A 26,136-nucleotide genomic window follows, 5' to 3' on the forward strand; every position below is an offset into this window, starting at 1 on the left:
TAAAATCTCTATCTCACGATCATTACAGATATCGGTGAATACTTTGCCATATAAGCTGCTTGTGAGCCAAAGTACTTGCGTATGCCTCGTTTTGATAATGAACCGATAACCAAGAGGTCAGCTTCTGTACTAGGAATAACTTTTTTAACAATCGTCTCACCCGGATCCCCTTCTGCAACTACCGCTTCAACTTTCTTAATGCCGGCTTTGATTGCTACATCTCGATACTCAAGTATGTGCTCCTCTAGTTCCTCTCTCTCACCGTGGACATAGTCCTTAGTTAGAGCTTGATAAACATTCATTTCATCGCTTTCCAATATCGAAGTGATGATCAATGTCGAATCATCCTTGATGCATCGTCTCATTGCATAGCGAAACGCAAGTTGTGCATCTTCGGAATCATCGACACCGACCAAAACTCGATCAAAACTTCTTTTTGCCTCAGACATTTTAATCGCTCCCTTCTACGGCTTCAATTCTATTACAAATTAATAATCTGTAAAGAATTTTTTAGTGATAACTAACAAAAAATATACAATTTGTTAATTTTTTCGGTGTTTTTGAAAGCGATACCTTAGGCGCCGTAGTAACAATCTTTTGCATGTACATTTCGTCTGAAAAAAATATGAAAACATATCAAACAGGCATTACTATTCAAGAATGGTTGATCTATAAAGGAACTTTATTTACTTACAATTCATCGTTTTAAATATTTTTGTTAGCCAATCCTAATTTTTAGTTGACAGTCACTGGTTACAAAAATATGATTAAAGTATCAAAAAAAATCTGGTGATTAAAATGAATGATTTGAGCTTTTTGAAATTGATATATGAATTAGGCGGTTCATGGCACAGTGTCAGTAATGGCGATATTGCCAAGAAATCACATCTCAGTAATGCCTCAGTGACTGAGCGCACTAAGAGCTTGGCGGAGAATACTGAACTGCTGTCTTACAAAAAATACTACGGGGCTAAGCTGACTAAAAAAGGGATCGATACGCTCAATCCCTACATCCAGCAACAGCGCCTGATCGAGGTCTGGCTAGTGAATGAATTAGACTTTTCACTGGTTGAAGCACATAGGGAATCGGACATCTTGACTAATCAAGTCAGCAAGCCCTTCATCGACAAGCTCAATGACCGCTTGAACTATCCTAAGTTTTGTCCACACGGAAATGTGATCCCTAATAATTCGCCGATCATCATCCACGACCAGACGACACTGATCGATCATTTGAATACCAATCAAAAATACCAAGTAAAAAGTTTCGCTGAAGATACACACATCCTTGATATTTTGGAAACAGTCGATATCAGATTAGGTGATGTCGTTCAATTGCTCAACGTGGCAGAAGACAATATCATCATCTTGAATTTACGGACCAATACGAAGCAACTACTACCACGAACCCTAGCAGAATCCATTCGCGTCAACAAAAAAAGCCCAGTCATCATCGACTGAGCTTTATTTTTTGATTTCTTGTATCAACTGATAAACTGGCCCGATCATCTTGGCATCATCACTATCTAATTCACCAATAACGACTTGAGGCTTGCTCAAGACCGCGATACTGTGACGAGAGCGCTGAATCCGAGCGACTTCTTCTTTTAGCTTGGCGACGAACTTGGCGTCTTTAGTGATCTTACCACTGACGACGACTGCTTCAGGATCGAAGGCAGCGTTCAAGTTGATGATCTCCTTAGCTAAGCTATGGCAGTAGCTGTCTAGGACTTTGCTGGCGAGTGGTTCGCCGTTATGTGCACGAGTGAGGACTCTTTCGGGACTACTAACGTTGTATTTTGAGAACTGATTATAACGCCGCAATAACCCCAAGATCGGCGCTCCACGATAATTGAGCGAACCCATCTCAGTGTCCAATTCGTCTTCATCCGTCAGCATCCAACCGAACTCACCGGCTCGTGAATTAGCGCCGTGATAGATCTGGTCGTTGATTACGATAGCACCACCTGCACCGATATCTAAGAGCAGACCGACATAATTGTGATATGACTTAGCGACGCCGAGCCACTTCTCAGCAATTGCGACGGCATTCGCATTGTTCTCAATATAGACTGGCAATTCCGTCTTTTCTTCCAAGACGTCCTTCAAATTGACGTCGTATAACGGCGTGACAATGCCGGCTGTCGTCAACAAGCCATTATCTTGCACGATACCTGAGACACTGACACCGACACCTTCGAAGATGCCTGCTTGTTTGTCCAAGTCGAACAGGGCATTTTGAAGCCGAACCAATACTTCTTCTTTATCACCCGTCGCCGACAGTTCATTTCGATTAGACAGTTTGCCATTATCGTCAATCGCCGCATATTTTATTGATTTTCCACCAAGATCGACCCCGATATACCCGCTCATGTTTTCCCCCATTGATTAATTTACTTATACAATCATTATAACAATTTTATTCGTAAGTTTAGTAAACGTCCGTATCTAATTTTGACGATCATCCCTATAATACTTATATACACTTAGTAAATTAATTATAAGTTATCAGTGAAAGGAATAATATGTCTAATCCAGCAATTGATAGAACTACTATCCAGTCACAATTAAAAACACCGCTTGAAGTCTTAGTCTTCGATAAGATCGATTCTACGAATACTTTTGCCAAGACTTATCTTGAGAACCATCCCGATCAGACCGCGGTCATCGTCTCCGAGAGCCAGACTGACGGTTATGGTCGCTTCAAACGAGATTTTTATTCGCCACAAAATACTGGTATCTATATGAGCCTGATCATGCCAGTAACGTCCATCATCCCCGGCTTGTTAACGACGATGGCTGGACTAGTGACGGTACAGACTCTGAGACAGAGTTTTCCCGAAGCGAACTTGAAACTCAAGTGGGTCAATGATATCTTATTGAACCACAAAAAAGTCGGCGGTATCCTAGTCGAGAACGTCCCCGCCTCAGCTGGTCAAAGTCACCTTATCTTAGGCGTCGGCATCAACTTGAATACGAGTATCTTCCCTGAAGAATTACAAACTATCGCTGGTTCTATTTCTAATGACAGTAATATAGATAGGAACAAGATCATTTCTACTTGGATCAACTTATTCTTAGAGCAATTCCAACTCTATCTGACTGGTGATTTTTTGACTGAATATCAACAATTATGCGAGACTATCGGTCAAACTGTCAAGGTCGTCAATGGCAAACAAGAATTGGTCGGCGAAGCTGTCGGCATCGCCGCTGACGGATCACTGATCTTATTGGACAATCAAAAACTCCGCCATCTCATTAACAGTGGCGAAGTTACCAAAATCTATCAAAAATAACTGAAACTAAAATAGCTTCATTAATGTTTCGATACTGGCGTAAGTCATGAATAAAACCACGAACCAGCCAGTTACCGTCAAGATCATTGGGTGATGATAACTCCCGATGATCTTTTTCTTATATGCGGCTAATAATAATATTGCTAATGAAATCGGTAGTATGAATCCATTGATAGCCCCTACTACTACTAAGACTTTGGCAGGATTACCCACAAAGTAGAAGATAGTAGCCGAGATGACGATGAATGCCATTACGAAGACACGATTGTACTTAGCTAGTTTCAGCGCTGACTTCTCGCTAGTAGTGTAATTCAAAAATGAGATCGAGGTGAACGTCGAACCTAAAGTCGAAGTCATCCCTGCAGCGAAGAGCAAGATACCGAAGAACTTGTAGCCAAACTGACCAGCGGCATACTTGAAGATCGAAGCGGCTGGGTTAGCTGGATCGAGCTTGTAGCCCATAGTAACGACCGCTAATCCAGCGAGGAACAACAGGATACGAATGACTGATGCCAAGCCGATACCAGTGGCGGCACCTTCATTGACATATTTCAATTCCTTCTCGCCTTTTAGTCCCCCTTCGATCAATCTGTGACCACCAGAGAAGGAGATGTATCCACCCACCGTTCCCCCAATGATCGTGACGATCGAATAAAAGTCTATGTGTGCGGGTACGAAAGTGTGCGTCACCGCTGTTTTGTATGGTACTGACATAACACAGATTATATAGATCAAGATGGCGATCTTTACGACTGCCAATAACTGCACCGTTCGATCCATCACTGTCATCGCATTCTTAGCGACAAAAATCGCGATCGCGATACAGGCGGCGATGATGGCGCCATTTTCAGGTGAAATACCGAATAAAACATTCAACCCTAATCCAGCTCCACCGATATTACCGATATTAAATAACAGTCCTCCGGCAGCGACTAGAAATGATAGAACATATCCCAACCCCGGAAGGATGTCGTTAGCGATAACTTGAGCTCTTTTACCGCTGACAACAATAATTCTCCAAACGTTCATTTGTACGATGAAGTCGACGATAATGCACAGCAGAATCGCAAATCCAAAGTCGGCTCCCATTTGTCCGGTAAAAGTGGCAGTTTGCGTTAAAAATCCCGGACCAACAGCCGCCATGGCCATCAAGAAGGCTGCCCCCATGGCAATACTTCTTGGGGAACGAGTGGTAGTTAGTTTGTCATCAACAATTTCTTTTTCATCTTTCATGGCTCTTTCCCCTATAATTTATTATTTAATTTTTAAAAGGTCTTGATCGTGATACCTGCAGCCGCCAAGCCGACGTGTAACTCCTTGACGATATCCAAGGCGGCCTGATTGTCGCCGTGAACACAGATCGAGTCTGGCTTTAGCGGAATCACCGTCCCGTCTAGAGCAACGATCTCTTGGTCATTGACCATTGCGGCGACACGCTTTGCGATCAGCTGAGGATCCTTGATGACGGCATTGGGCAAGCTCCGACTTACTAGTGTACCGTCAGCATTGTAGTTTCGGTCGCCAAAGGCTTCTTGTGCGAATGGCAAGCCTACTTCTCTAGCTGCTGAGATCAATTCACTATTTGCCAAACCATAGATCGGCAAGTCAGGATCGACTAGATAGATGCCTTGGCAAATGGCAACTGCTAGTTCATGATCTTTAGCGGCAGCGTTGTAGAGTGCTCCGTGCGGCTTAACGTGATGAAGTTCTTTTGCGGTTGTAAAGGCTAGTAGGGCACCGACTTGATAGGTCACCATATGTTCGACTTGGTCTGGTTTCATATCCAATTTTCGACGACCAAACCCCTGCAAGTCAGGAAATCCGGGATGGGCACCAATGCCGACGCCAGCATCTTCGGCTAATTTGACCGTCTCTGCCATGACATCAGGGTCACCTGCATGATAACCACAGGCGACATTGACCGAACTGACTAGGGGGATGATTTCAGAATCACGACCCAAGCTATATCTACCGAATGCCTCACCTAAATCACTATTCAAATCTATCTTTGTCATTTGTCATTACCTTCCTATCATTCTGTTAATCTGTCCAACCAACCAATGTCTGTGTGATTGATCAAATAATCTGGTTCCTGTAAAACTTGCGTCAAAAAGTCCAAGTTAGTTTCGATACCACCGATAACAGTTTCATCCAAGGCCCCTTCCATCTGCTTGATAGCCGTCTCGCGGTCGTGTCCAAAGGAAATGACCTTGGCGATCATCGAATCATAGTTAGATGGAACGGTATAACCTTGGTACAAAGCGCTGTCGGTTCTGATCCCGTGACCAGCTGCTAAGTGCAAGGCGGTGATTTTTCCCGCCGTCTTAGCATTTATCCGACACTCTAATGCAAAATTATGCCGAGAAATCTCTGCGAAAGGAATCGGCTCCCCTTGAGCAATCTTGATCTGCAGATCGACTAAGTCAACATCCGTCGTCAACTCTGTCACTGGGTGCTCGACTTGAACTCTGGTATTCATCTCCATAAAGTAAAACTGCTCTGGACCATCAAACAAAAATTCCATCGTCCCTAAGCCTTCGTAATGAATATCCTTGGCGGCTTTGACTGAAACGTCGAACATCTGCTGTCGCGTGACCTCGTCTAAGGTACTAGCAGGTGCTTCTTCGATTACTTTTTGATGGCGCTGCTGCAAGCTACAATCACGTTCACCGATCGCAATGGCGTTGCCGAATTGGTCGGCAGCTATCTGGACTTCGATGTGGCGTGGGTGCGGTAAGTATTTTTCCAAGTACATGTGATCGTCACCGAAGTCATTCTGAGACTCAGCCTGCGCCAAGTCGAATTGATTTTGAAAGTCGATGCTGGATTCGATCACTCGCATTCCCTTACCACCGCCACCAGCACTGGCTTTGAGCATTACTGGATAGCCGATCTCTTCGGCGGACTTTATCGCCTCTTCAAAAGTGGTGAAATCAGTGCTACTACCGGGTATGACTGGGACGCCAGCTTTGATCATCGTCTTACGGGCAGTGGACTTCTCCCCCATAGTCGAGATGACTTCCGAACTCGGTCCAATGAACTTGAGCCCTTGCTCCTCACATAACTTGGCGAAGTCGGCATTCTCTGATAAGAAGCCATAACCGGGATGGATCGCATCAGCGTGGGTGATCTGTGCGGCAGTGATGATACTCTGCTGGTTCAAATAACTGTCTTCAGGATTGGGACCACCGATACAGACGGATTCGTCAGCCATCGCTACGTGCATTGCTGCAGCATCAGCCGTGGAATAGACCGCTACGCTCCAGATGTCCAACAACTTGCAGGCGCGAATGATTCGAACGGCAATCTCGCCACGATTAGCAATTAATATTTTTTTCAAATATCTCACCCTCAATCTTTCAGAGTAAATAATGGCTGATCGTATTCCACCGTATCGCCATTTGAGACCAATACCTTATCGATCACTCCGCCGACATCAGATTTGACTTCATTCATTATTTTCATCGCTTCGATGATGCCGATCAGTTGACCAGCTTTTATTTTGTCACCGGATTTGACTAGTGGCGCCTTATCGGGTTGTTCTGAAGCATAGAATGTTCCCACAAACGGAGCTTTGATCGAATTAGTCGCTTCTGACTGCTGCTGTATAGGCTGTTCGACTGTTGGTGCCACTGTGACATTCTTGTCCAAGACCACCCGTCCTTGGTCATCCTCAAGTTCCAAATGACTTAAATCTGCTTCTTGCAACATCTTGATCAACTTTTCAATTCTATCTAACTCCATGATGTTCTCCTTTTATGAATTACGTCTGATTAATTGTTCTATCTTGATCGAGTTTCTTCTCAGCGGACCGATCGGTTCTCGGTATCGCTCTCGATACCATTTTTCATAAGTATCATTCAATATTTTTTGATGTGCAATCAGTGCACTCATCGCAGTATCCATGTCTACTTCCACAAAATGAAAATCTGAATTGACTTGTAGCTGGACGAACTTGCTCCAATCGGCACGAATGATCGTCCCGATGACTGGATAACCGCCTGTCGTCTGTCGATCTGCCAACAAGACGATCGGACTACCGTCACGAGTTACTTGGATATTGCCAAAGACCGTCCCCTCTGACAGCAAGTTCTTGCTGGGGACTGGTAAGGACTGCCCATTCAAGCGGTAACCCATTCGATCCATCTGTTCTGAGACCCGATAGCTCTGCTGCGTGAACTGCTGCTGAGCTTCATCTGAAAACATCGTCCAATGTGGACCTCTGACGAAGCGGATCACATTAGTCGTCTCTACTTCCCAATCGATCTTGCGTGATTGAAAGCTCGGCATGATGACACTGTCGCGGATCGGCAAGTTATCTCCTGCCAGTAATGCTCGACCTTGGATGCCACCCATCTGGGTTCTCAATGTCGTCGAGCGACTGTCCAAGACTGGCTGTGTCACTATCCCTCCGTTAGCAAAGGCGATGTAGCCGTAATTGCCAGTGATCATCGGTCCACATTCCAAGACATCACCGACATTGACTTTGATTGCTTGATTCTTAGGAATCTCCTGCCCGTTCAATTTGGCATGCATCTGACCACCAGTCAGTGCGACGAAAGAATCACATTCGAACTGCAAGCTCGGTCCAGTCATGACGAATTCTAAAGAGGCGTCATTCTTGTGATTATTCACCAGCATATTTGCCAGTTGATATTCAAATCTATCTATCGCCCCTGACTCAGGGAATCCCTCAATCTGATGACTAGTTCTGCCCAAGTCTTGGATCGTCGTCGACAATCCCGGTTTGAGGACCTTCACGATATTAGCCATTGACGCGACCACCTTCCGTAATAATCTTCAACTCATAGTCACCAGCCAGGTCTTGTTTTTGAATCTGATAATATTCTGACTTAGAGATAGCCTTGAAGCGGACGTACTCGCCTGATTGGTATTTTAAGACTGGGTCGTTTCGATCGTATAATTGTATCGGCGTGCGACCGATCAAGCGCCAACCGCCAGGTGATTCGACTGGATACATCCCCGTCTGTGCTCCAGCAATACCTACACTTCCCGGAGCGATCGACTTGCGTGGCACATCTAGCCTTGGCATTGCGATTCTCTCGGGAACTGAACCCATGTAGGCGAAACCCGGTAAAAAACCCATCATAAAAATAAAATAGTCTGTTCCGGTGTGTAATTTGATTAGTTTCTCAACGCTAACAGAAGCAAATTCTGCAACATCCTCGAGATCGGGACCAAATTCCTCATCGTAACAGACTGGTAATTCAACAATTTTTTTGATTGACATATCTTCGCCACTAGACGAAGCTATCAGCGAATCTATCTGACCTTCTAATAACTTAAAACTAGTCAAATCATAATCAAAATTGACTGTTAATGTATGATATGCGGGAATAACGCCTTTGACCCCGGCGGTCTCTTCTTCGATTAGTTTCTGGGAAACCTGCTGGACTAACTTGTTCTCTTCAACATTGATCTGCTCAGGAAATACAACTTCCAAAGCTTGTTCACTAATCTGAAAATAAGAATAATCCATAAGTTTGACCTCCATATTATTAGAAATAAATTAAATTAATTGTAATCTCATTTTTAGCATGATTCAATGAAAATTTATCTGTTAATTGATTTTTTCTACCGTTAATTCGTTCATATCAACACTTGTGACCAAATAATATTTTTTTATCGTCAGATAATTTATTAGTATTTTTGTAATAATAAATCATTTTCTATTAGAAATAATAATAATTAAAAAAACTCTGGTGCGACTAAAATACTTCCTAGTCGTACCAGAGTTTTTTTGTGGTATAAATCTTTTACCGATCATTATGCCCTTTGTCTTAAGTTGAAATTCTTCCATTTCTTCACTTGACGGCTGTAATTGGTAAACGGTGAAACAGCATTGATCCTGATCCATTTGGAAACAGGCCACATGGCCTTTGTGGTCGCCCACTTTCTTTCACCTGGTTTGAATAATTCATCATGAGACATTTCGTCGATCCAATCGATCAATTCCTCAACTACCCGCTTGAGCTCTTTCTTCTCATCTTCCAAGTCTTGGGAACCATATTTGACATTGAAATCATCATACAATTGTCTAATTTGATCCCACTTATAACCCGGCGTTGGTGTAGTAATATCTTGACCGCCCTCTTCGGCTCTTTCCCATGATAAGATCATATGAATCCATCCTAGTTGCGATGAGAGCATCTCACGTGGAGTCTTCTCCACTTGTTCGATCCTATCGTCTGCAACATCATCTGTAATACCTTCATATTGATCAATGAATTGATGATAACTCTTTCTAATTTGGTCTATTAATTCTGCTGAATTCTTATATACCTGCATACATTCGCTACCTTTCATTGATTTTAAAGATTCCACACGGGACCTCTCCAATATCTATTATAGACGGTTACTTGTCACAAATGTTGTAAATTGGCTTATTATTAAATTTATTCTTATTATTAATATTATTTTTGACTAATTATTCGTGAAATCATTCAGCTAATACTTTTTTTCATAAAAAAAATCCACACTTGACTATTACAAGTGTGGAATCAATTATTTTTCGTTACCGAATATTTTTTCTTTGAGTTTCAAGCCTGTCGGTGTCGTTGCCAAACCACCTTCAGCGGTTTCTTTGAAGATCGATGGCATCTGTTGTCCAACTCGATGCATGGCTTCGACGACTTCATCGACGGGGATAACGTTCTTGATCCCTGCCAAAGCCATATCAGCGGATATCATCGCCTGTGATGAACCCATGGCATTGCGTTTGACGCAAGGTACTTCGACTAATCCCGCGACTGGATCACAGATCAAGCCCATTAGGTTTTGTAAGGTCATGGCGACTGCATAACCTGCTTGCTCGGCAGTACCACCTTTAGCGATGACTAGTGAAGCTGCAGCCATAGCACTGGCTGAACCAACTTCCGCCTGACAACCTCCCTCAGCCCCGGCAATCGATGAATTATTGGCAATCGCCAAGCCAAAGGCTCCGGCAGTGAATAAGAAGTTGACTTGATCTTCATGGGACATATTCAAACGGTCACGCATTGCCATCAGAACACCGGCTAAAACACCGGCACTACCAGCCGTAGGAGTGGCACAGATCAAGCCCATCTTAGCATTGACTTCATTGACAGCGATCGCATTTCTAGCGGCTTCCAGGATCGGTTGACCGCTCAAGAAATCACCCTTTTCGATGTATTCGTCCATGCGCTTAGCGTCACCGCCAGTCAACCCTGTAACTGACTTAACGCCGGCGACTCCTTGCTTGACAGAGCCTTCCATGGCTTCTAGGTTGCGTTCCATCAATCGAAAGATCAGTTCACGAGTACGACCCGTGTTTTCCATTTCAGTTGCGATCATCAATTCCGCAACTGATGGATAATCATGGCTCTGTTTTATTAAATCACTAACTGTATAGAACATAATTCTATCTCCTATTCAAAGAACGTAACGTTGTCCATGTATTTCAAGGAACGCAATTCTTTTAAGATTTCCTCTTCGCCTTTTTTGTCATCGACTTCAATGATCATGATCGCTTTTTCACCTTTGGATTCACGAGTTACGGTCATCGTACCGATATTGATCTCTCGCTTAGTGAAGGCTTCGGTCACTTTGGTGATCATGCCAGCGACATCTTGATGAACGGTAATGTACGTCGGTGTCCCCATACTCAACGATATCTTGAAGCCGTTGATCTCGGATATTTGGATATTACCGCCACCGATCGAGACACCAGTAACGGTCAGCTTATGATCACCTTTGGTCATCGTGATCTTAGTCGTATTAGGATGGTCGACTTTGTCACTCTTAGGAACGAAGGCGACCTTGATGCCGTCTTCATAGGCTATCTTCAAAGAATCCGATAGTCGTGGGTCGTCAGGTTTCATCCCCAACAATCCAGCTACGATCGCCACGTCAGTCCCGTGTCCACGATAAGTCTTGGCGAATGATTCATATAGATCAATGGTGATTTTTTCCGGCTTCTCACCAAAGATATCATGTACTACTTTTCCAATTCTAGCAGCGCCGGCGGTATGCGAACTACTAGGTCCCACCATGACTGGTCCAATTATGTCAAACACACTATTAAAACGTAAATCTCCCATAATATGTACCCCTTATCAATTATCTAAACAGAATACTACACGAATTTATTAAACAAGTCATTCAATCGCTTCAATAATTTTTATAATATTTAAAAAAGTATTATTCACTATCACATGATGTGTATATTATTTTATTTAATTAATATATTAATGGTAAAATAATTATATTAATATATGGAAAGTAAGCGAATTCATGTCAAAATTTATTGAAGAATATTTGACCACCACCGACCTAGTAGTAATGCTAATTACGATCGGTCTAATCACGATCATCACACTACTCGCATACTCCATGGAAAAAAAGGTAAGTAAGGCTTCACCCTTTTTCATTCGTTTGAGTGAGCATATTTTAGAAACGGTTTTATTATTAGTTAGTATTTTCGTTTTGAGACTAGTCTTTTCTACTATAAATGATGGACATTTCATGAATGATGCGTGGCTGTACGCAAATGCACAGATCGCCGTATCTTTCTTTGGAATTTTGATTCTCAACAATCGCTTAGTAGAATTAATGATCCTAGCCTTTCCTTTTCTGTACAATACGTCTTTCAACGAAGCTCGATTCGACGGGCCGCATATGATCTCCTTCTTCATAATCTTTGTAACCTTGTTGGTAACGGTTGATTATTCGTATGGCAACAAAAACGAGATGTTGATATCTAGCTACAAATATACAACGGCACAGACCATCTACGGTCTCTGTTGGTGGGGGATCTTGTGGATCGACTATCAACTCAATCCTTGGAATATCGCCATCTCAATGGTCTTCTTCGAGATATTTATGTTTTTGATTCGGACTACCGAAAAAAGACTGCGCATGTCGTTTTCGGACTTGAAGGACTTGGAGATAAAAGCCAATTACGACGCTTTGACAGGTGTCAGGAATCGCTCATCGATGAATACCATCTCTAAGGAAGTCTTCGATGAGTATACGCACAACGATGACGATCTAGTCATTGCGATGTTTGATATCGACCACTTCAAAAAATTCAACGATACTTACGGGCATGAAGTCGGTGATGAAGTCTTGCGACACGTCGCTCACTTGTCTGAACGAGAGATCATGTCGGACGCTTCGGGCAATACCGCTGGTCAGCTATTTCGCTATGGTGGTGAAGAATTCATCATTATCTTCCGCGACTCCAATGTCGATAACGCTGCTAAGGTAGCCTATGATATCCGCAAAACCATCCAAAACATTCCTTTATTCATCAATGGTAACAAGCTAGACGTGGCGCTTTGCTTCGGTATCACGGCACTGCAAAATGACGACGTAGCTATCAAAAGTACTTTCGAACGTGTGGACAAATATCTCTATCAAGCCAAGAACAACGGTCGCAATTGCGTGACCGTCGAAGGTGAGACTTACTCTTACGATAATCTAAAAACTGCTATCGAAATATAAAAAACGAGGTTGGAATAAAAATTCCAGCCTCGTTTATTTGTTAATCAAATATTATAGATTTGGATCCATCTTGAAGCTCAACTTCGACAATTCCGCACCTTGTGTTACTAACTCAGCTAATAGATCCTTAGTAGCGTCGTTGTAATGTGTAGCGATCTCGTGATTTTGAGTCGTCAAGTACTCAGTTAATTTAGCGCCTGACAGAGTGGCTGCTTTTTCATCCACTTCTTCGATCTTGCGATGAGCCCATTCTGACAGTTCTTTTTGATAATCAATATCTGCTTGAATGAATTCAGCGTAGTGTGACTCTACGATCATAGCCAAAGCTTCATACATCCAGTAAGCACTCTTCAAGTTCATCTTGTCTGGCAATTCACGGTAAGACTCGTCCGTATCGTTGGCGTTAGTGAAGAATGGTACGTGTGGACAAAAGCTTGGAATACCGAAGCCGAGCCATTGGACACCAGCGGCACCGTTCTTGTCGGAGTCACGCATTTGAAGGATGTGTGAGTTAGCCGTCCGTGATAATGAGATAGCACGATAAGTCTTCTTATCATGTTCACTACCATGGCCAAGTGGATCGTATTTTGTTTCATTATAATGTGATTTTAGAATATATTGGATATCCTCTAGTGAAATCTTGCGTTCTGGTTTGAGGATAAATGGTAATTCAGGAGATTCTGGGTCTTGTTCGATGCTTGGATTCAAGTATCTTTGCGCGAACCAAACTCGTGGCGTGTTGTAATGATGGTCTTTTTCAGTATCTGTTCCGAAGATGTGTCTGAAGTCCCAACGATCAGAATCAGGATTCAAGTTGTGTTCTTCAACGAATTCTTGGATACCTTCGGCCCACATGTAATTGTCAGGATCACTGAAGTCAATATCTTCGATAGCGATCTGGTTAGCTGCTACGGCATAGCAATCATCAGGGATACGAACTGCTACCCATTGATGACCAGTAACGATCTCCATATACCAAACTTCGTCTTTGTCATTAAATTGGACACCGTTTCCTTCGGCAGAACCGTATTTTTTAACCAGCTCACCTAAGTAACGAACACCATCACGAGCTGAGTCGATGAATGGCAAGACCAAAGTTGTCAGTGAATCTTCTGCGAGACCATTCTTGATATATGGGTCATAAGCTAAGACACGTTCATTGGCGTAGACACTTTCAGTTGCACTCTCACCAACATTCTTCTCATTGAAGCCGTCCTCTTCATTAGGACCTTCACTCTGATCACCATTCGGTGTGGAAGTGTATCGATAACCACTCTCAGGTAGTGGAACAGTCAATTGATTGTATGGTGACACGTATGTCTCCTTGCGTCCGGATACAGCTGGTTGTACGAAAAAGCGCTTAGGATGGATTGCGACTACACGATCTTCGTTTCTAGAAATATAAGTCGAACCCTCCATAGCGGCCTTTTTACCAACCATCATTGAAGTACATGCTGAAAGTTCGATGTGATCTGTCTCTGTCATATTGCCCTCCTGTATTGAGCAAGTCATCATAAATAACTTTGCTCGAAATTTGGTTATTAATTTAATTATACTCTTTTTAATAATTAAAGATTAGGGTCCATCTTAAATGTTAAGTTTGACAACTCAGCACCTTTTGTAACTAACTTGGCTAACAATTTTTTAGCCTGATCATTATAGTACGTAGCGATTTCATGATTCTGTTCTGTTAAATAACCGACCAACTCAGCGTCTGACAAGGAACTCACTTCTTGCTCAACGGTATCGATCCTATCTCTAGCCCATTGTGACAGTTCCTTTTGATAATCTAGGTCTTCTTCAATGAAGTCAGAATAATGTGTCTCAACTACCATCGACAAAGCTTCATAGATCCAGTAAGCATCTGTCAAGTTCATCGAGTCAGATATGTCCCGATAGCTAGCATCAGTATCATTGGCGTTGGTGAAGAATGGTACGAATGGTGTAAAACTTGGGATTCCAAAGCACTTCCATTCGACACTCAAGTGTTTGGGATGTAGTTGCAAGATATGGGCATTGGCCGTCCGTGATAATGAGATAGCACGATAGCGGCGTTTGTCATCCTCACTTCCACTGCCTAGGGGATCGAATGGTGTTTCGTTATAATGAGATTTCAGCACATACTGAATATCCTCGACTGAGACCTTCTTCTCTGGCTTACACAAGAATGGCAGCTCTGGTGACTCAGGATCCTGCACCGTGCTAGGGTTTAGATATTTCTGGGCGAACCAGACCCGAGGCGTATTGTAATGGTGGTCAGTCTTCGTATCCGTTCCGAAAATATGCCGGAAGTTGAACTTATCTTCATCCGGATTCAAATCATGTTCGGACACGAAATCTTGAATACCCGCCGACCACATGTAACTGTCAGAATCATCAAAGTCGATCTCCTCGATACCGATCTGATTAGCCGCAAAGGCATAGCAATCATCCGGAATCCTGATAGCGACCCAATGATGACCTGTGGCGATCTCCATGTACCAGATCTCATCTGGATCACTGAATTGGACGCCATTGCTCTCTGCAGATCCATACTTTGCGATCAAACTGCCCAAGCGTTCGACCCCGGCTCTAGCTGAGTCGATATACGGCAAGACTAGTGTTGTGATCGAATCTTCTGCTACTCCGTCGGGCAGTAATGGATCGTATCCTAAGACCCGTTCGTTACCGTAGACGCTCTCCGTTGCACTCATAGCAACATTCTTCTCATTGATACCATCTTCTTCATACAGACCCTCGGTCGTATCAGCGTCAGGCGAAGAAGTATAGCGATAGCCGTCTTGAGGAAGTTTCTCAGTCAGATTATTATAGGAAGACTTATAAGTCTTATCTTGTCCGGAGACAGCTGACTCCACATAAAACTTCTTGGGATAAATGGCAACAAAGTTGTCCTCGTTCCTAGCAATGTAAGTACTGCCGTCCATGGCAGCCTTCTTACCGACCATAATCGATGAACAGGCCGAATGTTTTTGCATGTTATCATTCCTCCATCTATCTAATACTCATTCTGTATTTACTTATTAATTAAACGAACGTTAAAAATCTACCGCTCCAAATGCTTTCATAAAATTCAATCGTATTTTCGGCGGTCATGTAGTTGTTATCATAAGTCGACGTCATATCGTGTCTCATGATGAGCTTATAACCTAGTCCGTGCGCCATCTTGATAGTGGCATCACAACATATCTCCGTCTGCACGCCACAGAATTCGATCGTACTCATACTATTCTGTTGTAATAAATTATTTAAATTAGTCCTATAAAAGGCATTGGCATGAGTTTTTTCAACCACCAGGTCGCTATCCTTGACCTCTAGTCCCTTTGAGAATTGCCACATCTGACTGCCTCTGATTATATCTTGATCATTATGTTTAACAAAAATAATGGGTAAATTGGCAAAACGATATGTGTCAATTCTCTTATTGACTGACCTCAAGAGCGCATCGTAATTGTAACTGTATTTTAAGGCATCTTGCATATCTATGACCACTAGAACTTGTGCTAGTTTTGGCATATTATCATCCCCTTATTCACCTCTATCATAACAAATATTTTATACAAAGAAAGAGCTACCATGACAAATTTAATTTTGTCTCGGTAGCTCTTTCTAGCGCTAAATATTCATTGATACTGGCAAGAACTGAATGACATATTTATTCGGATCGACCCTTGAATCCGACAGTGCTCTGACTAAGTCGCCCTCGCTGTAGTCAATAAGATGTTTAGCATTCAACGTCAAAGTATTTCTGATCTTATCATGAGTCCACTTACCCATTTCAGCCAATTGTGGATAGTCAATCGGATCGAAATTAGTAGGCTCAGAAAAAACCACCTTCACCTCAAGAGCATCAACATAATCTTTGATACTTCTAATTACGTTCTTGTTTGTCATAAGATCATCTCCTCATAAAATACATTTTGCAAACGTTTTCATGTTACAACTATATAATATCACTTAGCCTAAAAATAAATAACCCTTTTGCTCACAAAAGGGTCACTTATACCTATATTAATTACTCATATTATGAGAATTATTCTAATAATTATTATCAAATATTTAAGATGATTATATTTAGTTTTATATCAAATATAAGTCGATCATTGATTGAGCTGAATCGATCACAGTTTGCGCAGGTTTGTGTTGCTTCCAACCTAACTCTGATTCTGCCTTATCAGTCGTATGACGATATTGACGATCCAACATTGGTACTAGTGATCTGATACTAGGGACGAAGCGTGCGGCAATCCTCACCAATCCATCCGGTGCTGTCCGAACAGTGACCTTGCGATCAACAAAATGTGCTCGATAGACTTGAGCGATCTCTGCCATCGTTAGTGATTGTGACGCTGCCAAAAAGCGTTGGTCGATGGCATCGGCAGATTCAAAAGCTAACCGATGTAAGTTAGCTAGATCACGGACATCAGAGATTTCCATTGGTACTTTGGGAATCGCTGGTAGACCTTTAAGAATTTGTCTGAGAATCCCATTCGAACTCATTGTTTGTTCCGACATGATCGGACCAAAGATTGCTCCCGGTAATACAGTCGTCAAATCAAGCTCATTTTCTTTAGCATAGGCCCAGGCGGCTTTTTCTGATTCGACTTTGGAGATACGATATGGATCTAATTCAGGATTGTTGATGTCAGTCCAAAAACTCTCATCCAAGACTACTGCACGTGCTGAATCAGTCGGTGTGGAAACCGCCTGTGAACTAGTCATGACTACTCGCTTGACCCCCGCTTCCTTGGCGGAACTCAATACATTGAGGACGCCACTCTTAGCTACACTAGTCAGTTGTTCGACCGACTCGGTACCATTGCCCATTGGGGATGCGACGTGAATGACACCGTCGGTACCACTGATAGCTTCTTCCCAACCAGCTTTGCTCGATAAGTCAGCCTCGAAGAAGGACAAGTTAGCTAATTCTTCTGCGCTGACAAAATGTTCAATATTTGCTTGAATAGCATCAGCTTTTTTCATTGAACGCAAACTACCTTTGACTTCATATCCATTCTTTAAGAATTCTACGATCACCCAGCCTGCGACGAATCCAGATGCACCTGTAACTACTACTTTTTTCATTTGATTGACCTCTTATTTTTAAATTAGACAAATAATACAATATATTGTCTAATTTGTAAAGTAGTGTATAATTATTTTTTGAGGTAATAGTATGGACAAAAAAAATCAGCTCATTATCAAGCTCAATCACATCATCCTGATCAAGGGATTTCAAAAACTATCCATGGCAACACTCGCCAAGGCTATCGGTATCAGTCGTGCGTCATTATATTTGTATTTTAAGAACAAAGATGAAATAGTTCAGGCAGTGGTCGATCGGCATCTAGACTTCATCGAAAGAAATGACTTCGACCATGAGGACACTCTCGATGATTTACCGAAGGTACTATTGAATACAATGTTACTGACCGGTTCCTCGACTACTAAGTTTGAGAATGAATTGCAGGAATCGTACCCTATGATATTTGTTAAACTTCAAAACGAATACGAAAACTACTTCAATGGCTTCTTAGCTTATTATCAAAAGATGCAGATGAAGAACTATCTCGTCAGTAATATTTCTGGCGAATTCATCAACTTTCAAAACAAGGCGACGATCAACCAGATCTTGCAACAAACCTTAAATGGTAATTTGGCGATCAATCATGCTGAAAACTTTTTGAATGAATATTTTACAGCTCAACTCAACAGTATCTTAGTTCCAGAAGTAAGAACTAAATTAAATCTGAAACAGATCGAACAGTTCAAGGCTAATATCATCAAGGAATTTCAGACGACTTACTCGATTGCTTCCAAGTAATTACTTTACATTATTAAGTAATTATGATTAAAATAGATACATCATAAGTATGATCGATCTTATTTTTATATTTGGAGAAAATCATGAAAATTTTTAAACGAGTAGTTATTATCTTAGTTTCGATATTGGTGATCATGGGGATTGCTTTAGGCGTCTATGTTTATCAAGGTAAAAAGGCGCTAGATTCTGTGGATAACAACCAAACCAGTGTTTCCAAAAAAATCAATCAAGGTAAACCCATCTCTATATTACTGTTGGGAGCTGACACCGGTGCTGACGGTAGAGTTGACCGCGGCAACTCCGATACGATGATGATCGTCACGCTTAATCCGAAGACCGATTCGTCCACGATCTATTCGATCCCCCGTGATACGATGGCAGAGATCGTAGGTGCAAGTAAGAACTCGAAGGACGTGCAGAAGATCAATGCCGCCTACAATATCGGCAAGGCTAAGATGGCTAAAAAAACCGTAGGCGCACTGCTGGGGATCGATGTCGATTACAGTGTAGCGATCAACATGGGCGCCTTAGAAAAAACCGTCAACTTCGTCAATGGAGTGACGGTCACTACTCCGATCAAAGTGAGCTATGACGGCATCACCATCCCCAAAGGCACGCATCATCTAAACGGCAAACAGACACTATCGTACGTTCGGATGCGTTATCAAGACCCACGTGGTGACTACGGACGACAATTACGCCAGCAACAAGTCCTAAAGGCCGTAGTGAAGAAGTTGGAGAAACCTAAGTACCTAGTGAAACTACCTGAATTGATTTCTAAATTAGGACCCGATGTCAATTCTGATCTGACTGATTCACAAATGGAAATGTTCCCGCTCAAGTATCATAGCGCTGGCAAGCATCTGACTTCTCTACAGTTACAGGGACAAAATGCTTGGATCAACGGTAGTTCATATCAAGTCCTCTCGACCGACACTCTGCAAAAAGCTTCTGATACGTTACGCGACAATCTCGGATTGCCACAAAAAACACTCAACAATACTGAGACAAAATTAAATAAGTTGAACGCTGACTACTTCAAAGATCCTAATAACACTGATTATGATACTCATGGCTTGGACACTACTTATTACACTGATAATACTTACTAGGTTAGGGTTAACCAGAAAGTTTGTCATCGTGATATGTGCCGTCTTAGATATCATGTACGAGAAAAAATTCTTCTCTAAAATAGTTTCAACCGTCAAAAAAGTACCTGTAAACTCAGCTGAGAAATAATTGAGTTATAGGTACTTTTTCGCTTAACTTACAATTTCAGTTTCAATGACGACTTTACGCACAGCGTTTGTTAATGGTGCAAAAGACTCGTCAGAGTTCCTTCGTGGAAAGCCGCTAGTAGTTGATGGATCTCTAACAATGATTCAGTCTGACCACCTAAGAGCCATTCACGCCAAATCGCATAAACTCCAGCAGCCATAAACCGTGACCAATACTTACTCTGAGTGGCACTCAAGGAATTGGTCAGACTGGTTGTTTGATAGAATCTAGCAATATTATCACTAAAGATCTCTTGGATAATGTATTCAAAACCGTGTTTCTGTGCTAATTTTAACGGTTCCGCAAAACTTGAAAAAAAGTTACCCATGGCCTGTAATTTCTCAGATTCGATCACCAATTGATCAATATCCGCAAAGCGGGCTGCTATTTGGGGGGCAAAATAGGCTTTCAAAACATCATCTAATGTCTCAAAATTACGATAAAATGCCATACGACTGACACCAGCACGTTTGACCACTTGTGTCACGGTGATATCTTTAAAATTTTGGGTTTCTAATAGCTGTAATAAAGCGGTCGTCAAATACGCCTGTGAATCTTTTTTGATGTTTTGCGCGTGATTAGTTGCTGCCATTACAATTTTCTCCTTTTGTCACAGATGCTGGTTATTTACTTGTTAATTGCTTATTGTCATTGTAAGATACCTTCACAGACGTTACAAGTGTAACAAATATGGAGGCTTATTAATTTATGAAAAAAGAACTAGTTGTCGTTACTGGCGGAAGTGGATTTATCGCCGTACACATCATCTTACAATTATTACAACAAGGTTATCCCGTTCGCACCACGATCCGTTCATCTAAGAAAATTGACTTGATCAAAAAAATGCTGACAAATGGTGGTATTACTGATTTTTCAGGACTATCCTTTGCTGAAGCTGATCTGACTGAAGATACCGGTTGGAAACAAGCTGTGAGTGGCGCCACCTATGTCATCCATGTTGCTTCGCCCACACCAACTCTTAATTTCAAAAATGAATCTGAAATGATTCGTCCAGCAGTCGATGGTGTTCTAAGAGTTCTCCAGGCTGCTAGAGATGCTGATGTAAAACGAGTTGTCCTCACTTCAGCTTACGGCGCCATCTTTGCAGGACATAATCATCGGACTACCCCCTACACTGAGAAAGATTGGTCCAATTTGGAGGGCAAGAATATCCATCCCTATCAAAAATCAAAAACTCTTTCTGAACACGCCGCTTGGGATTTCATTGCTCGCGAAGGTAATGGTATGGAGTTAGCGACCGTTAATCCAGTCGGCGTCATGGGACCAGTCCTTGCTGATGACTATTCTCATTCCAACATTCAGATCCAAGACTTATTAACAGGCAAAATCAAAGCAGTTCCCAATGTCGATTCAGGTTATGTGGACGTACGCGACGTAGCCAGTTTACATATCTTAGCTATGACCAGGCCAGAGGCAGCAGGTGAACGATTCCTCGCTTCCACTGGTGAGACGCTCTCCATGCTCGACGTAGCAGAGTTATTGCGAGATAACTTCCCTAGCTTTGCGAACAACCTTCCTAAAAAAGTCATGCCAGACATGCTCGTTAAAGCCGCAGCCGTAACTAATCCCATGCTGAGAATGGTGGCATCAATCGTTGGTAAATATGCCGAGACCAGTAATCAAAAAGCCATTACCTTGTTAGACTGGCATCCACGCTCATCACGAGAAGCCATCCTAGCAACTGCACAATCAATGATTGATTTGGGAATTGTGAAATAAGTCCAAAAAAGCCAGTCGGTTAAAATCATCAGATTTTAACTCACTGGCTTTATTTTTGATTACATGTATTGTTCCAATGCAGCACGGAACTTAGCTTCTGGTTGATAACCGACCATACGACCGACTACTTCACCGTCTTTTTTGATGATAAAGGTTGGAATACCTTGAATACCAAAGTTATTAGGTGTTTCGGGATTATGATCCACATTCATCGCAGTAAATTTGATTTTATCACCTAATTCATCATTTGATGATAGTTTTTCAAGGATTGGGTTCATCATCTTACATGGAGGACACCAGTCAGCATTGAAATCAGTAATAACTAATCCTGAAGCTGTCTCATCATTGAAGGTCTTGTCAGAAATCTCTTTGATATTGCTCATATTAATACCCCTCGTATTTATATTTGTTTTCAATTAACAATATACCCCCTATGGTACAATATATCAATCAATTTGCTTCCCCTTAAAATACTAGCTTCAGCATATTATTTGAAGTACAATACCCGGCTGGGTATAATAGCGGTAATAAAAACTAATTAGGAGGCCAATATGTCTCAAACTGAAGAAGAACTTGCCAGCAAAAAAATCACCAGTCAGATCAAACGTTCACGTGGTCAGCTGGACGGCATCTTACATATGATGGAAGATGGCCGAGCTTGTGATGAAGTGTTGGTCCAACTGTCCGCAGTCAAGTCCGGTGTCGATAAAGCGATGAAACTAGTGATTGCTCAAAATATCCGCCAAAATGCCAACTGTGTCAGTGAACAGCAGATCAAGGAATTACAAAATTCTTTAGACTTGATGTTGAAGACAAAATAAAAAGAATCTGGTGCTGACCAGATTCTTTTTTTAATTGTTAGATTCAGCTTCTTCTAATTGTTTAGACTGCTCTGTCCGCTTCGTTGGTAAGGCTTGAAGGAACGTCGTCGATAAGATCAAGATCCCTCCGAGCACTTGCACTAAGGTGAAAGGTGTACTCAACAACGTCACTGATAAAATCGTCGCCGTCAGTGGCTCGAATGAACTCAACATACTCGTCGTACTTGGTGACAAGTCACGCAAACTGCTGAGATAGAACAAGTAAGCTAGCATCGTACCGAAGATGATGATAAAGAGAATACAAGCGATCCCCAGCAAATTGAGCTTAGGTACTGGCTTAGTGGTGACTTCACCAATGAAGGCAAAACTCCCAATAAACATCGCCCAACCTACGACTGAACGGGCATCGTATTCTTTTAACAAGCCACGTGGCAATAAGGTATAAGTCGCCGAAGCAACACCAGACATCACTCCCCAGAACAATGCCAAGGGTGATAAGACTAATCCTGTTAATTTACCATTCGTCACGAGTAAGAAAGTCCCGATCAAGGCTAATATAACTGAAATAACGTCAGTCCGCCGTGGTAATTCTCGATTGGCTATCGTCAAATAACCGATGATGAATAACGGTCCCAAAAACTGCAATACCGTTGCTGTCGGTGCATTACCGTAATTGATGGCTAAAAAGTACGTCCACTGCGATGGCAAAACTCCCAAAGCCGCAAATAATATCAACATGATCCAAGAAGATTTTTTCTTCCAGATATCAAAGACAGCCTTACCTGCTGTTGCACCATACCACAGCAACAATAATAATCCTGCCGTAAATAGTCGTATACCCACTAGCCAGTTGGGTGACACGTGTAGAACTGAAAATACATATTCAGCACTACTTCCGGAGGCTCCCCACAGTATTCCCCCGGATATAACAAAAAACAGACCTCTTTTTTTATTCTTCATTCTAAAATCCCTCACAAACACTAACCATTATGAACTTATCAGCCTATCGTGCAACACTTCCGCTCAATTTGTCACAACAGAATCAAAAAGAATCTGGTCACCCAGATTCTTTTTTAAGCATTCGCTCTTAATTTTTCTTCTTGATCAGATTGCTCTGCTTGCTTCACTGGTAGTGCCTGCAAGAAGGTCGTCGATAAGACTAGGATGCCTCCGAGCACTTGCACTAAGGTGAAAGGTGTACTCAGTAATGTTACTGAGAGAATCGTCGCTGTCAGTGGTTCAAAAGCACTCAACATGCTGGTCGAACTAGGCGACAAGTCACGTAGACTGCTGACGTACATGAGATAAGCCATCATCGTACCACAGATAATAATAAAGATTATCGAAGCGATTCCAAAGAAATTTAACTTAGGTATTGGTCTAGTAGTTAATTCGCCAGTGAAAGCCAAACTACCGATCAACATCGCCCAACCTACAACGGACCGAGAGTCATACTCCTTGAGTAGTCCGCGTGGGATCAAAGTATAAGTTGCCGTAGCGACACCAGACATCACACCCCAAAACAGTGCTAAAGGTGATAGGACCAATCCATTCAAGCTACCACTCGTGACTAATAAGAACGTGCCACCTAATGCTAAGACTACCGAAATACTATCGATACGTCGTGGCCATTCTCGATTAGCTACCGACAAATAGCCAATGATAAATAACGGTCCTAGAAATTGTAAAACCGTTGCCGTAGGTGCATTACCGTAGTCGATCGCCAAGAAGCAAGTCCATTGTGATGGAATAACTCCCAAAACGGAGAAGACTATCAGCATAATCCAAGAAGTCTTTTTTTTCCATATATCAAAGACAGCTTTGCCAGCTGTCATACCATACCACAGTAGCAACAAAGCTCCGGCAGTGGACAATCGGACCCCTACCAACCAATTCGGTGAAACATGTAATACTGAAAATAAATACTCGGCTGCACTTTCGGAAGCTCCCCAAAGGATCGCCCCGACTATGGCGTTGAATAGACCTCTTTTTTTATTTTTCATTTTTTACACCCCCAACAACATTAACCATTCTGAAAGTAGTAATGATTATCTGGCAATACCGCTAGTTTAGGCTTTTCCAATTAAAATCTTTGAATCAACTGTTATCTCATTAATTTCCTCCCAGTTTATTTTTTTAGTATCGACATTGAATAACAATGGAGTCATCTGAATGAACGCGGCACGTACTTCTGGTGAAACGGAATACGTCTGCGTTGCATTGATCTCATCCACGACCTTGAAGTGTTCTTCGAAATATTCCAAAACTTTTTTGTTAGAATAACTGTCATTTCGCAAATAATCACTGGCTTTTTGACGTAGCTCGACCACGTGATTTTCCCCAGGTATGACCTTGATCAAGTACCCTGAATCAGTCAAAATCCGGTGAAATTCGTGGTAATTAGCTGGCGAAAAAATATCCAAGATACAATCGATGCTTTGATCTTGGATGGGTAGCTGTGCTAGATCACCGACGAACCACTTGACCGCATTCTCTTGGTCTTGGCGAGCAGCTTGCTGGACGGAGTCCTTGGAAATATCAAAAGCCAATAGTTGTTTTTGTAGAGACCGCTGAATCTCTCGAGAATAGTAACCTTCTCCACAGCCAGCGTCTAAGATATTCGTAACTGATAAATCTCTGATTATCTCGATCAATCGGTTCAAGATGTGATCGTACAATCCCTCTTGCAGGATCAGACCACGATTGGCGAAGTTTTCTTTGTCGTAATTCTTTTGTTGTTTCATATTTAATAGGAAGTTAACGTAACCATACTTTGAAATATCAAAATTATGATTATTGGCACAAGTTAAGCTGGTTCCTTGCAATGTCAATTGGTCCTGACAAATAGGACAACTGAAAAAATCATCGCTATCCGCAAAACGTTTAATTTTATTTTTATTCATTTTATTACCATTCTTATCAATCTTATTTCAGTCTACCATACCAAAGCCAAAAAAAATAAGGGGCACACTCAGTGTTCCTTATTTTATAGCATCATACCAACTGAATAGTGAATGATCATCGTAATAATACCGACAATGACATTTCGGATAATAGCCGTTTTGACCAAGCCATCACCGAGCTTTGCACTCAAGAAGCCTGTCAAAGCTACTGACAATGTGACTGCGATAATCGTTCCGGGCCACTGCATCGATACTGGTAGCAGTGTCATTGCGAACAATGGGAAGACCCCACCTGAAGCGGCGGCGGCTAGTGACGAAAAGGCCGCATCCCAAGGGTTCATATAATGACCAAGGTCAAGGTCATACTTTACTTTGACGACTGTTCCTAGAGCATCTTTTTTCATTAATTCTTCTGCGATTTCCTTAGCCGTCTGTGCAGTTACGCCACGTTCAACGTAGAAATCAGCTACAACTTGTACTTCATCTTGATAATTAGTTTTGATCAATTCACGTTCTTTTTCAATAGCTGCTTTTTCTGTATCCTTTTGGGAGCTGACTGATGCGTATTCGCCAGAAGCCATTGAAAAAGCACATGCTAGAAGATCTGACAAACCCGCAATAAAAATAGTAAATTGGTTAGTTGTCGCAACGGCAACTGAGAACAAGACACCAACGACTGTTAGAATTCCATCATTTGAGCCTAAAACTCCGGCACGAAGTGTATTCGAACGTTCAGCCATCGTTCTCTTTTGCTTTTTTGGTTTTGGAACATTGATTGCCTTCATCAATTT

Annotated in this window: 29 protein-coding genes; 7 read left to right on the forward strand and 22 right to left on the reverse strand. The window is 42.0% G+C overall.

From position 1 onward, the window contains the following. Nucleotides 1-8: 8 nt before the first annotated feature. Complete coding sequence (locus tag AC27FM_RS10395; RefSeq protein WP_487088050.1) at nt 9-449, reverse strand: universal stress protein; 441 nt, start codon at nt 447-449, stop codon at nt 9-11. Nucleotides 450-798: 349 nt separating this feature from the next. On the opposite strand from AC27FM_RS10395, the gene AC27FM_RS10400 reads away from it, so the two are divergent. Continuing rightward, a complete protein-coding gene (locus AC27FM_RS10400) occupies nt 799-1,461 on the forward strand; it encodes a metal-dependent transcriptional regulator (RefSeq protein WP_487088052.1) in 663 nt (220 codons plus the stop codon). A 3-nt stretch (nt 1,462-1,464) separates the two neighbouring features. Here AC27FM_RS10400 and AC27FM_RS10405 read toward each other — a convergent pair whose 3' ends face one another. Further along, on the reverse strand, nt 1,465-2,373 hold the full coding sequence (locus AC27FM_RS10405) for an ROK family protein (protein WP_487088054.1): 909 nt from the start codon (nt 2,371-2,373) through the stop codon (nt 1,465-1,467). 152 nt (nt 2,374-2,525) lie between these two features. On the opposite strand from AC27FM_RS10405, the gene AC27FM_RS10410 reads away from it, so the two are divergent. After that, the gene (locus AC27FM_RS10410) at nt 2,526-3,296 is read left to right on the forward strand and encodes a biotin--[acetyl-CoA-carboxylase] ligase (RefSeq protein WP_487088056.1); all 771 of its coding nucleotides are present in this window, start codon (nt 2,526-2,528) and stop codon (nt 3,294-3,296) included. Between the two features lie 6 nt (nt 3,297-3,302). Here the strand turns inward: AC27FM_RS10410 and AC27FM_RS10415 are convergent, their stop codons facing one another. From AC27FM_RS10415 to sdaAB, 9 genes are all read right to left on the reverse strand, one after another. After that, the gene (locus AC27FM_RS10415) at nt 3,303-4,529 is read right to left on the reverse strand and encodes an NRAMP family divalent metal transporter (protein WP_487088057.1); all 1,227 of its coding nucleotides are present in this window, start codon (nt 4,527-4,529) and stop codon (nt 3,303-3,305) included. 32 nt (nt 4,530-4,561) lie between these two features. Next, nucleotides 4,562-5,311 (reverse strand): LamB/YcsF family protein, encoded by a 750-nt coding sequence (locus AC27FM_RS10420; protein ID WP_487088059.1) that lies wholly within the window; start codon nt 5,309-5,311, stop codon nt 4,562-4,564. Nucleotides 5,312-5,328: 17 nt separating this feature from the next. Beyond that, nucleotides 5,329-6,636, reverse strand: coding sequence for an acetyl-CoA carboxylase biotin carboxylase subunit (locus tag AC27FM_RS10425; RefSeq protein ID WP_487088061.1), 1,308 nt, complete (start codon nt 6,634-6,636; stop codon nt 5,329-5,331). 11 nt (nt 6,637-6,647) lie between these two features. After that, nucleotides 6,648-7,040 carry an acetyl-CoA carboxylase biotin carboxyl carrier protein gene (locus tag AC27FM_RS10430; RefSeq protein ID WP_487088062.1) on the reverse strand — a complete coding sequence of 131 codons (393 nt, stop codon included), beginning with the start codon at nt 7,038-7,040 and terminating at the stop codon, nt 6,648-6,650. A gap of 12 nt (nt 7,041-7,052) precedes the next feature. Continuing rightward, nucleotides 7,053-8,069 carry a 5-oxoprolinase subunit C family protein gene (locus AC27FM_RS10435; RefSeq protein WP_487088064.1) on the reverse strand — a complete coding sequence of 339 codons (1,017 nt, stop codon included), beginning with the start codon at nt 8,067-8,069 and terminating at the stop codon, nt 7,053-7,055. Then, nucleotides 8,062-8,796 (reverse strand): 5-oxoprolinase subunit PxpB, encoded by a 735-nt coding sequence (gene pxpB, locus AC27FM_RS10440; protein WP_487088066.1) that lies wholly within the window; start codon nt 8,794-8,796, stop codon nt 8,062-8,064. The genes AC27FM_RS10435 and pxpB overlap by 8 nt, the downstream gene beginning before the upstream one ends. Before the next feature lie 287 nt (nt 8,797-9,083). Next, nucleotides 9,084-9,641: a ClbS/DfsB family four-helix bundle protein gene (locus AC27FM_RS10445; RefSeq protein ID WP_487088068.1), complete on the reverse strand. Its 558-nt coding sequence runs from the start codon at nt 9,639-9,641 to the stop codon at nt 9,084-9,086. Between the two features lie 180 nt (nt 9,642-9,821). After that, on the reverse strand, nt 9,822-10,694 hold the full coding sequence (gene sdaAA, locus AC27FM_RS10450) for an L-serine ammonia-lyase, iron-sulfur-dependent, subunit alpha (RefSeq protein WP_487088069.1): 873 nt from the start codon (nt 10,692-10,694) through the stop codon (nt 9,822-9,824). Between the two features lie 11 nt (nt 10,695-10,705). After that, on the reverse strand, nt 10,706-11,377 hold the full coding sequence (sdaAB, locus tag AC27FM_RS10455) for an L-serine ammonia-lyase, iron-sulfur-dependent subunit beta (RefSeq protein WP_487088071.1): 672 nt from the start codon (nt 11,375-11,377) through the stop codon (nt 10,706-10,708). A gap of 193 nt (nt 11,378-11,570) precedes the next feature. On the opposite strand from sdaAB, the gene AC27FM_RS10460 reads away from it, so the two are divergent. Beyond that, nucleotides 11,571-12,782 (forward strand): GGDEF domain-containing protein, encoded by a 1,212-nt coding sequence (locus tag AC27FM_RS10460; protein ID WP_487088073.1) that lies wholly within the window; start codon nt 11,571-11,573, stop codon nt 12,780-12,782. A 51-nt stretch (nt 12,783-12,833) separates the two neighbouring features. Here the strand turns inward: AC27FM_RS10460 and AC27FM_RS10465 are convergent, their stop codons facing one another. From AC27FM_RS10465 to AC27FM_RS10485, 5 genes are all read right to left on the reverse strand, one after another. Next, entirely contained in the window at nt 12,834-14,267 is a 1,434-nt protein-coding gene (locus AC27FM_RS10465; RefSeq protein WP_487088075.1) for a C69 family dipeptidase, read from the reverse strand. A gap of 83 nt (nt 14,268-14,350) precedes the next feature. Beyond that, entirely contained in the window at nt 14,351-15,757 is a 1,407-nt protein-coding gene (locus AC27FM_RS10470; RefSeq protein WP_487088076.1) for a C69 family dipeptidase, read from the reverse strand. Nucleotides 15,758-15,806: 49 nt separating this feature from the next. After that, nucleotides 15,807-16,295 carry a cysteine hydrolase family protein gene (locus tag AC27FM_RS10475; RefSeq protein ID WP_487088078.1) on the reverse strand — a complete coding sequence of 163 codons (489 nt, stop codon included), beginning with the start codon at nt 16,293-16,295 and terminating at the stop codon, nt 15,807-15,809. Between the two features lie 99 nt (nt 16,296-16,394). Beyond that, nucleotides 16,395-16,673, reverse strand: coding sequence for a hypothetical protein (locus AC27FM_RS10480; protein ID WP_487088079.1), 279 nt, complete (start codon nt 16,671-16,673; stop codon nt 16,395-16,397). Between the two features lie 186 nt (nt 16,674-16,859). After that, nucleotides 16,860-17,864: an NAD-dependent epimerase/dehydratase family protein gene (locus AC27FM_RS10485; protein ID WP_487088081.1), complete on the reverse strand. Its 1,005-nt coding sequence runs from the start codon at nt 17,862-17,864 to the stop codon at nt 16,860-16,862. A gap of 91 nt (nt 17,865-17,955) precedes the next feature. On the opposite strand from AC27FM_RS10485, the gene AC27FM_RS10490 reads away from it, so the two are divergent. Both AC27FM_RS10490 and AC27FM_RS10495 read left to right on the forward strand, forming a co-directional pair. After that, nucleotides 17,956-18,603: a TetR/AcrR family transcriptional regulator gene (locus AC27FM_RS10490; RefSeq protein WP_487088083.1), complete on the forward strand. Its 648-nt coding sequence runs from the start codon at nt 17,956-17,958 to the stop codon at nt 18,601-18,603. Nucleotides 18,604-18,686: 83 nt separating this feature from the next. Then, the gene (locus AC27FM_RS10495; RefSeq protein WP_487088085.1) at nt 18,687-19,715 is read left to right on the forward strand and encodes an LCP family protein; all 1,029 of its coding nucleotides are present in this window, start codon (nt 18,687-18,689) and stop codon (nt 19,713-19,715) included. Nucleotides 19,716-19,912: 197 nt separating this feature from the next. Here the strand turns inward: AC27FM_RS10495 and AC27FM_RS10500 are convergent, their stop codons facing one another. Next, a complete protein-coding gene (locus AC27FM_RS10500) occupies nt 19,913-20,473 on the reverse strand; it encodes a TetR/AcrR family transcriptional regulator (protein WP_487088087.1) in 561 nt (186 codons plus the stop codon). Between the two features lie 116 nt (nt 20,474-20,589). Between AC27FM_RS10500 and AC27FM_RS10505 the strand changes: the two genes are divergently transcribed. Next, on the forward strand, nt 20,590-21,621 hold the full coding sequence (locus tag AC27FM_RS10505; RefSeq protein ID WP_487088088.1) for an SDR family oxidoreductase: 1,032 nt from the start codon (nt 20,590-20,592) through the stop codon (nt 21,619-21,621). Nucleotides 21,622-21,680: 59 nt separating this feature from the next. Here the strand turns inward: AC27FM_RS10505 and AC27FM_RS10510 are convergent, their stop codons facing one another. Next, complete coding sequence (locus AC27FM_RS10510; protein WP_487088090.1) at nt 21,681-22,004, reverse strand: thioredoxin family protein; 324 nt, start codon at nt 22,002-22,004, stop codon at nt 21,681-21,683. A 168-nt stretch (nt 22,005-22,172) separates the two neighbouring features. Here AC27FM_RS10510 and AC27FM_RS10515 point away from each other — a divergent pair, with 168 nt between their 5' ends. Beyond that, nucleotides 22,173-22,442 carry a metal-sensing transcriptional repressor gene (locus tag AC27FM_RS10515; RefSeq protein ID WP_487088091.1) on the forward strand — a complete coding sequence of 90 codons (270 nt, stop codon included), beginning with the start codon at nt 22,173-22,175 and terminating at the stop codon, nt 22,440-22,442. 30 nt (nt 22,443-22,472) lie between these two features. Here the strand turns inward: AC27FM_RS10515 and AC27FM_RS10520 are convergent, their stop codons facing one another. The 4 genes from AC27FM_RS10520 to AC27FM_RS10535 form a co-directional block, all read right to left on the reverse strand. Then, nucleotides 22,473-23,402: a DMT family transporter gene (locus AC27FM_RS10520; RefSeq protein WP_487088093.1), complete on the reverse strand. Its 930-nt coding sequence runs from the start codon at nt 23,400-23,402 to the stop codon at nt 22,473-22,475. 113 nt (nt 23,403-23,515) lie between these two features. Next, nucleotides 23,516-24,445, reverse strand: coding sequence for a DMT family transporter (locus AC27FM_RS10525; protein ID WP_487088095.1), 930 nt, complete (start codon nt 24,443-24,445; stop codon nt 23,516-23,518). A gap of 66 nt (nt 24,446-24,511) precedes the next feature. After that, nucleotides 24,512-25,345, reverse strand: coding sequence for a putative RNA methyltransferase (locus AC27FM_RS10530; protein ID WP_487088096.1), 834 nt, complete (start codon nt 25,343-25,345; stop codon nt 24,512-24,514). An 83-nt stretch (nt 25,346-25,428) separates the two neighbouring features. Beyond that, nucleotides 25,429-26,130 (reverse strand): VIT1/CCC1 transporter family protein, encoded by a 702-nt coding sequence (locus AC27FM_RS10535; protein ID WP_487088260.1) that lies wholly within the window; start codon nt 26,128-26,130, stop codon nt 25,429-25,431. Nucleotides 26,131-26,136: the final 6 nt, after the last annotated feature.

The sequence above is a fragment of the Companilactobacillus sp. y65-5 genome (genome assembly GCF_057541095.1).

What these genes read in the sequence shown, in the direction of transcription:
- AC27FM_RS10485 (WP_487088081.1), bottom strand. Translation starts at nt 17,864, where the DNA reads ATGAAAAAAGTAGTAGTTACAGGTGCATCTGGATTCGTCGCAGGCTGG.
- AC27FM_RS10490 (WP_487088083.1), top strand. Translation starts at nt 17,956, where the DNA reads ATGGACAAAAAAAATCAGCTCATTATCAAGCTCAATCACATCATCCTG.
- AC27FM_RS10505 (WP_487088088.1), top strand. Translation starts at nt 20,590, where the DNA reads ATGAAAAAAGAACTAGTTGTCGTTACTGGCGGAAGTGGATTTATCGCC.
- sdaAA (WP_487088069.1), bottom strand. Translation starts at nt 10,694, where the DNA reads ATGTTCTATACAGTTAGTGATTTAATAAAACAGAGCCATGATTATCCA.
- AC27FM_RS10415 (WP_487088057.1), bottom strand. Translation starts at nt 4,529, where the DNA reads ATGAAAGATGAAAAAGAAATTGTTGATGACAAACTAACTACCACTCGT.
- AC27FM_RS10495 (WP_487088085.1), top strand. Translation starts at nt 18,687, where the DNA reads ATGAAAATTTTTAAACGAGTAGTTATTATCTTAGTTTCGATATTGGTG.
- AC27FM_RS10460 (WP_487088073.1), top strand. Translation starts at nt 11,571, where the DNA reads ATGTCAAAATTTATTGAAGAATATTTGACCACCACCGACCTAGTAGTA.
- AC27FM_RS10480 (WP_487088079.1), bottom strand. Translation starts at nt 16,673, where the DNA reads ATGACAAACAAGAACGTAATTAGAAGTATCAAAGATTATGTTGATGCT.
- AC27FM_RS10405 (WP_487088054.1), bottom strand. Translation starts at nt 2,373, where the DNA reads ATGAGCGGGTATATCGGGGTCGATCTTGGTGGAAAATCAATAAAATAT.
- AC27FM_RS10510 (WP_487088090.1), bottom strand. Translation starts at nt 22,004, where the DNA reads ATGAGCAATATCAAAGAGATTTCTGACAAGACCTTCAATGATGAGACA.
- AC27FM_RS10515 (WP_487088091.1), top strand. Translation starts at nt 22,173, where the DNA reads ATGTCTCAAACTGAAGAAGAACTTGCCAGCAAAAAAATCACCAGTCAG.
- AC27FM_RS10470 (WP_487088076.1), bottom strand. Translation starts at nt 15,757, where the DNA reads ATGCAAAAACATTCGGCCTGTTCATCGATTATGGTCGGTAAGAAGGCT.
- AC27FM_RS10435 (WP_487088064.1), bottom strand. Translation starts at nt 8,069, where the DNA reads ATGGCTAATATCGTGAAGGTCCTCAAACCGGGATTGTCGACGACGATC.
- pxpB (WP_487088066.1), bottom strand. Translation starts at nt 8,796, where the DNA reads ATGGATTATTCTTATTTTCAGATTAGTGAACAAGCTTTGGAAGTTGTA.
- AC27FM_RS10465 (WP_487088075.1), bottom strand. Translation starts at nt 14,267, where the DNA reads ATGACAGAGACAGATCACATCGAACTTTCAGCATGTACTTCAATGATG.
- AC27FM_RS10535 (WP_487088260.1), bottom strand. Translation starts at nt 26,130, where the DNA reads ATGAAGGCAATCAATGTTCCAAAACCAAAAAAGCAAAAGAGAACGATG.
- AC27FM_RS10395 (WP_487088050.1), bottom strand. Translation starts at nt 449, where the DNA reads ATGTCTGAGGCAAAAAGAAGTTTTGATCGAGTTTTGGTCGGTGTCGAT.
- AC27FM_RS10520 (WP_487088093.1), bottom strand. Translation starts at nt 23,402, where the DNA reads ATGAAGAATAAAAAAAGAGGTCTGTTTTTTGTTATATCCGGGGGAATA.
- AC27FM_RS10430 (WP_487088062.1), bottom strand. Translation starts at nt 7,040, where the DNA reads ATGGAGTTAGATAGAATTGAAAAGTTGATCAAGATGTTGCAAGAAGCA.
- AC27FM_RS10420 (WP_487088059.1), bottom strand. Translation starts at nt 5,311, where the DNA reads ATGACAAAGATAGATTTGAATAGTGATTTAGGTGAGGCATTCGGTAGA.
- sdaAB (WP_487088071.1), bottom strand. Translation starts at nt 11,377, where the DNA reads ATGGGAGATTTACGTTTTAATAGTGTGTTTGACATAATTGGACCAGTC.
- AC27FM_RS10525 (WP_487088095.1), bottom strand. Translation starts at nt 24,445, where the DNA reads ATGAAAAATAAAAAAAGAGGTCTATTCAACGCCATAGTCGGGGCGATC.
- AC27FM_RS10410 (WP_487088056.1), top strand. Translation starts at nt 2,526, where the DNA reads ATGTCTAATCCAGCAATTGATAGAACTACTATCCAGTCACAATTAAAA.
- AC27FM_RS10530 (WP_487088096.1), bottom strand. Translation starts at nt 25,345, where the DNA reads ATGAATAAAAATAAAATTAAACGTTTTGCGGATAGCGATGATTTTTTC.
- AC27FM_RS10400 (WP_487088052.1), top strand. Translation starts at nt 799, where the DNA reads ATGAATGATTTGAGCTTTTTGAAATTGATATATGAATTAGGCGGTTCA.
- AC27FM_RS10500 (WP_487088087.1), bottom strand. Translation starts at nt 20,473, where the DNA reads ATGGCAGCAACTAATCACGCGCAAAACATCAAAAAAGATTCACAGGCG.
- AC27FM_RS10475 (WP_487088078.1), bottom strand. Translation starts at nt 16,295, where the DNA reads ATGCCAAAACTAGCACAAGTTCTAGTGGTCATAGATATGCAAGATGCC.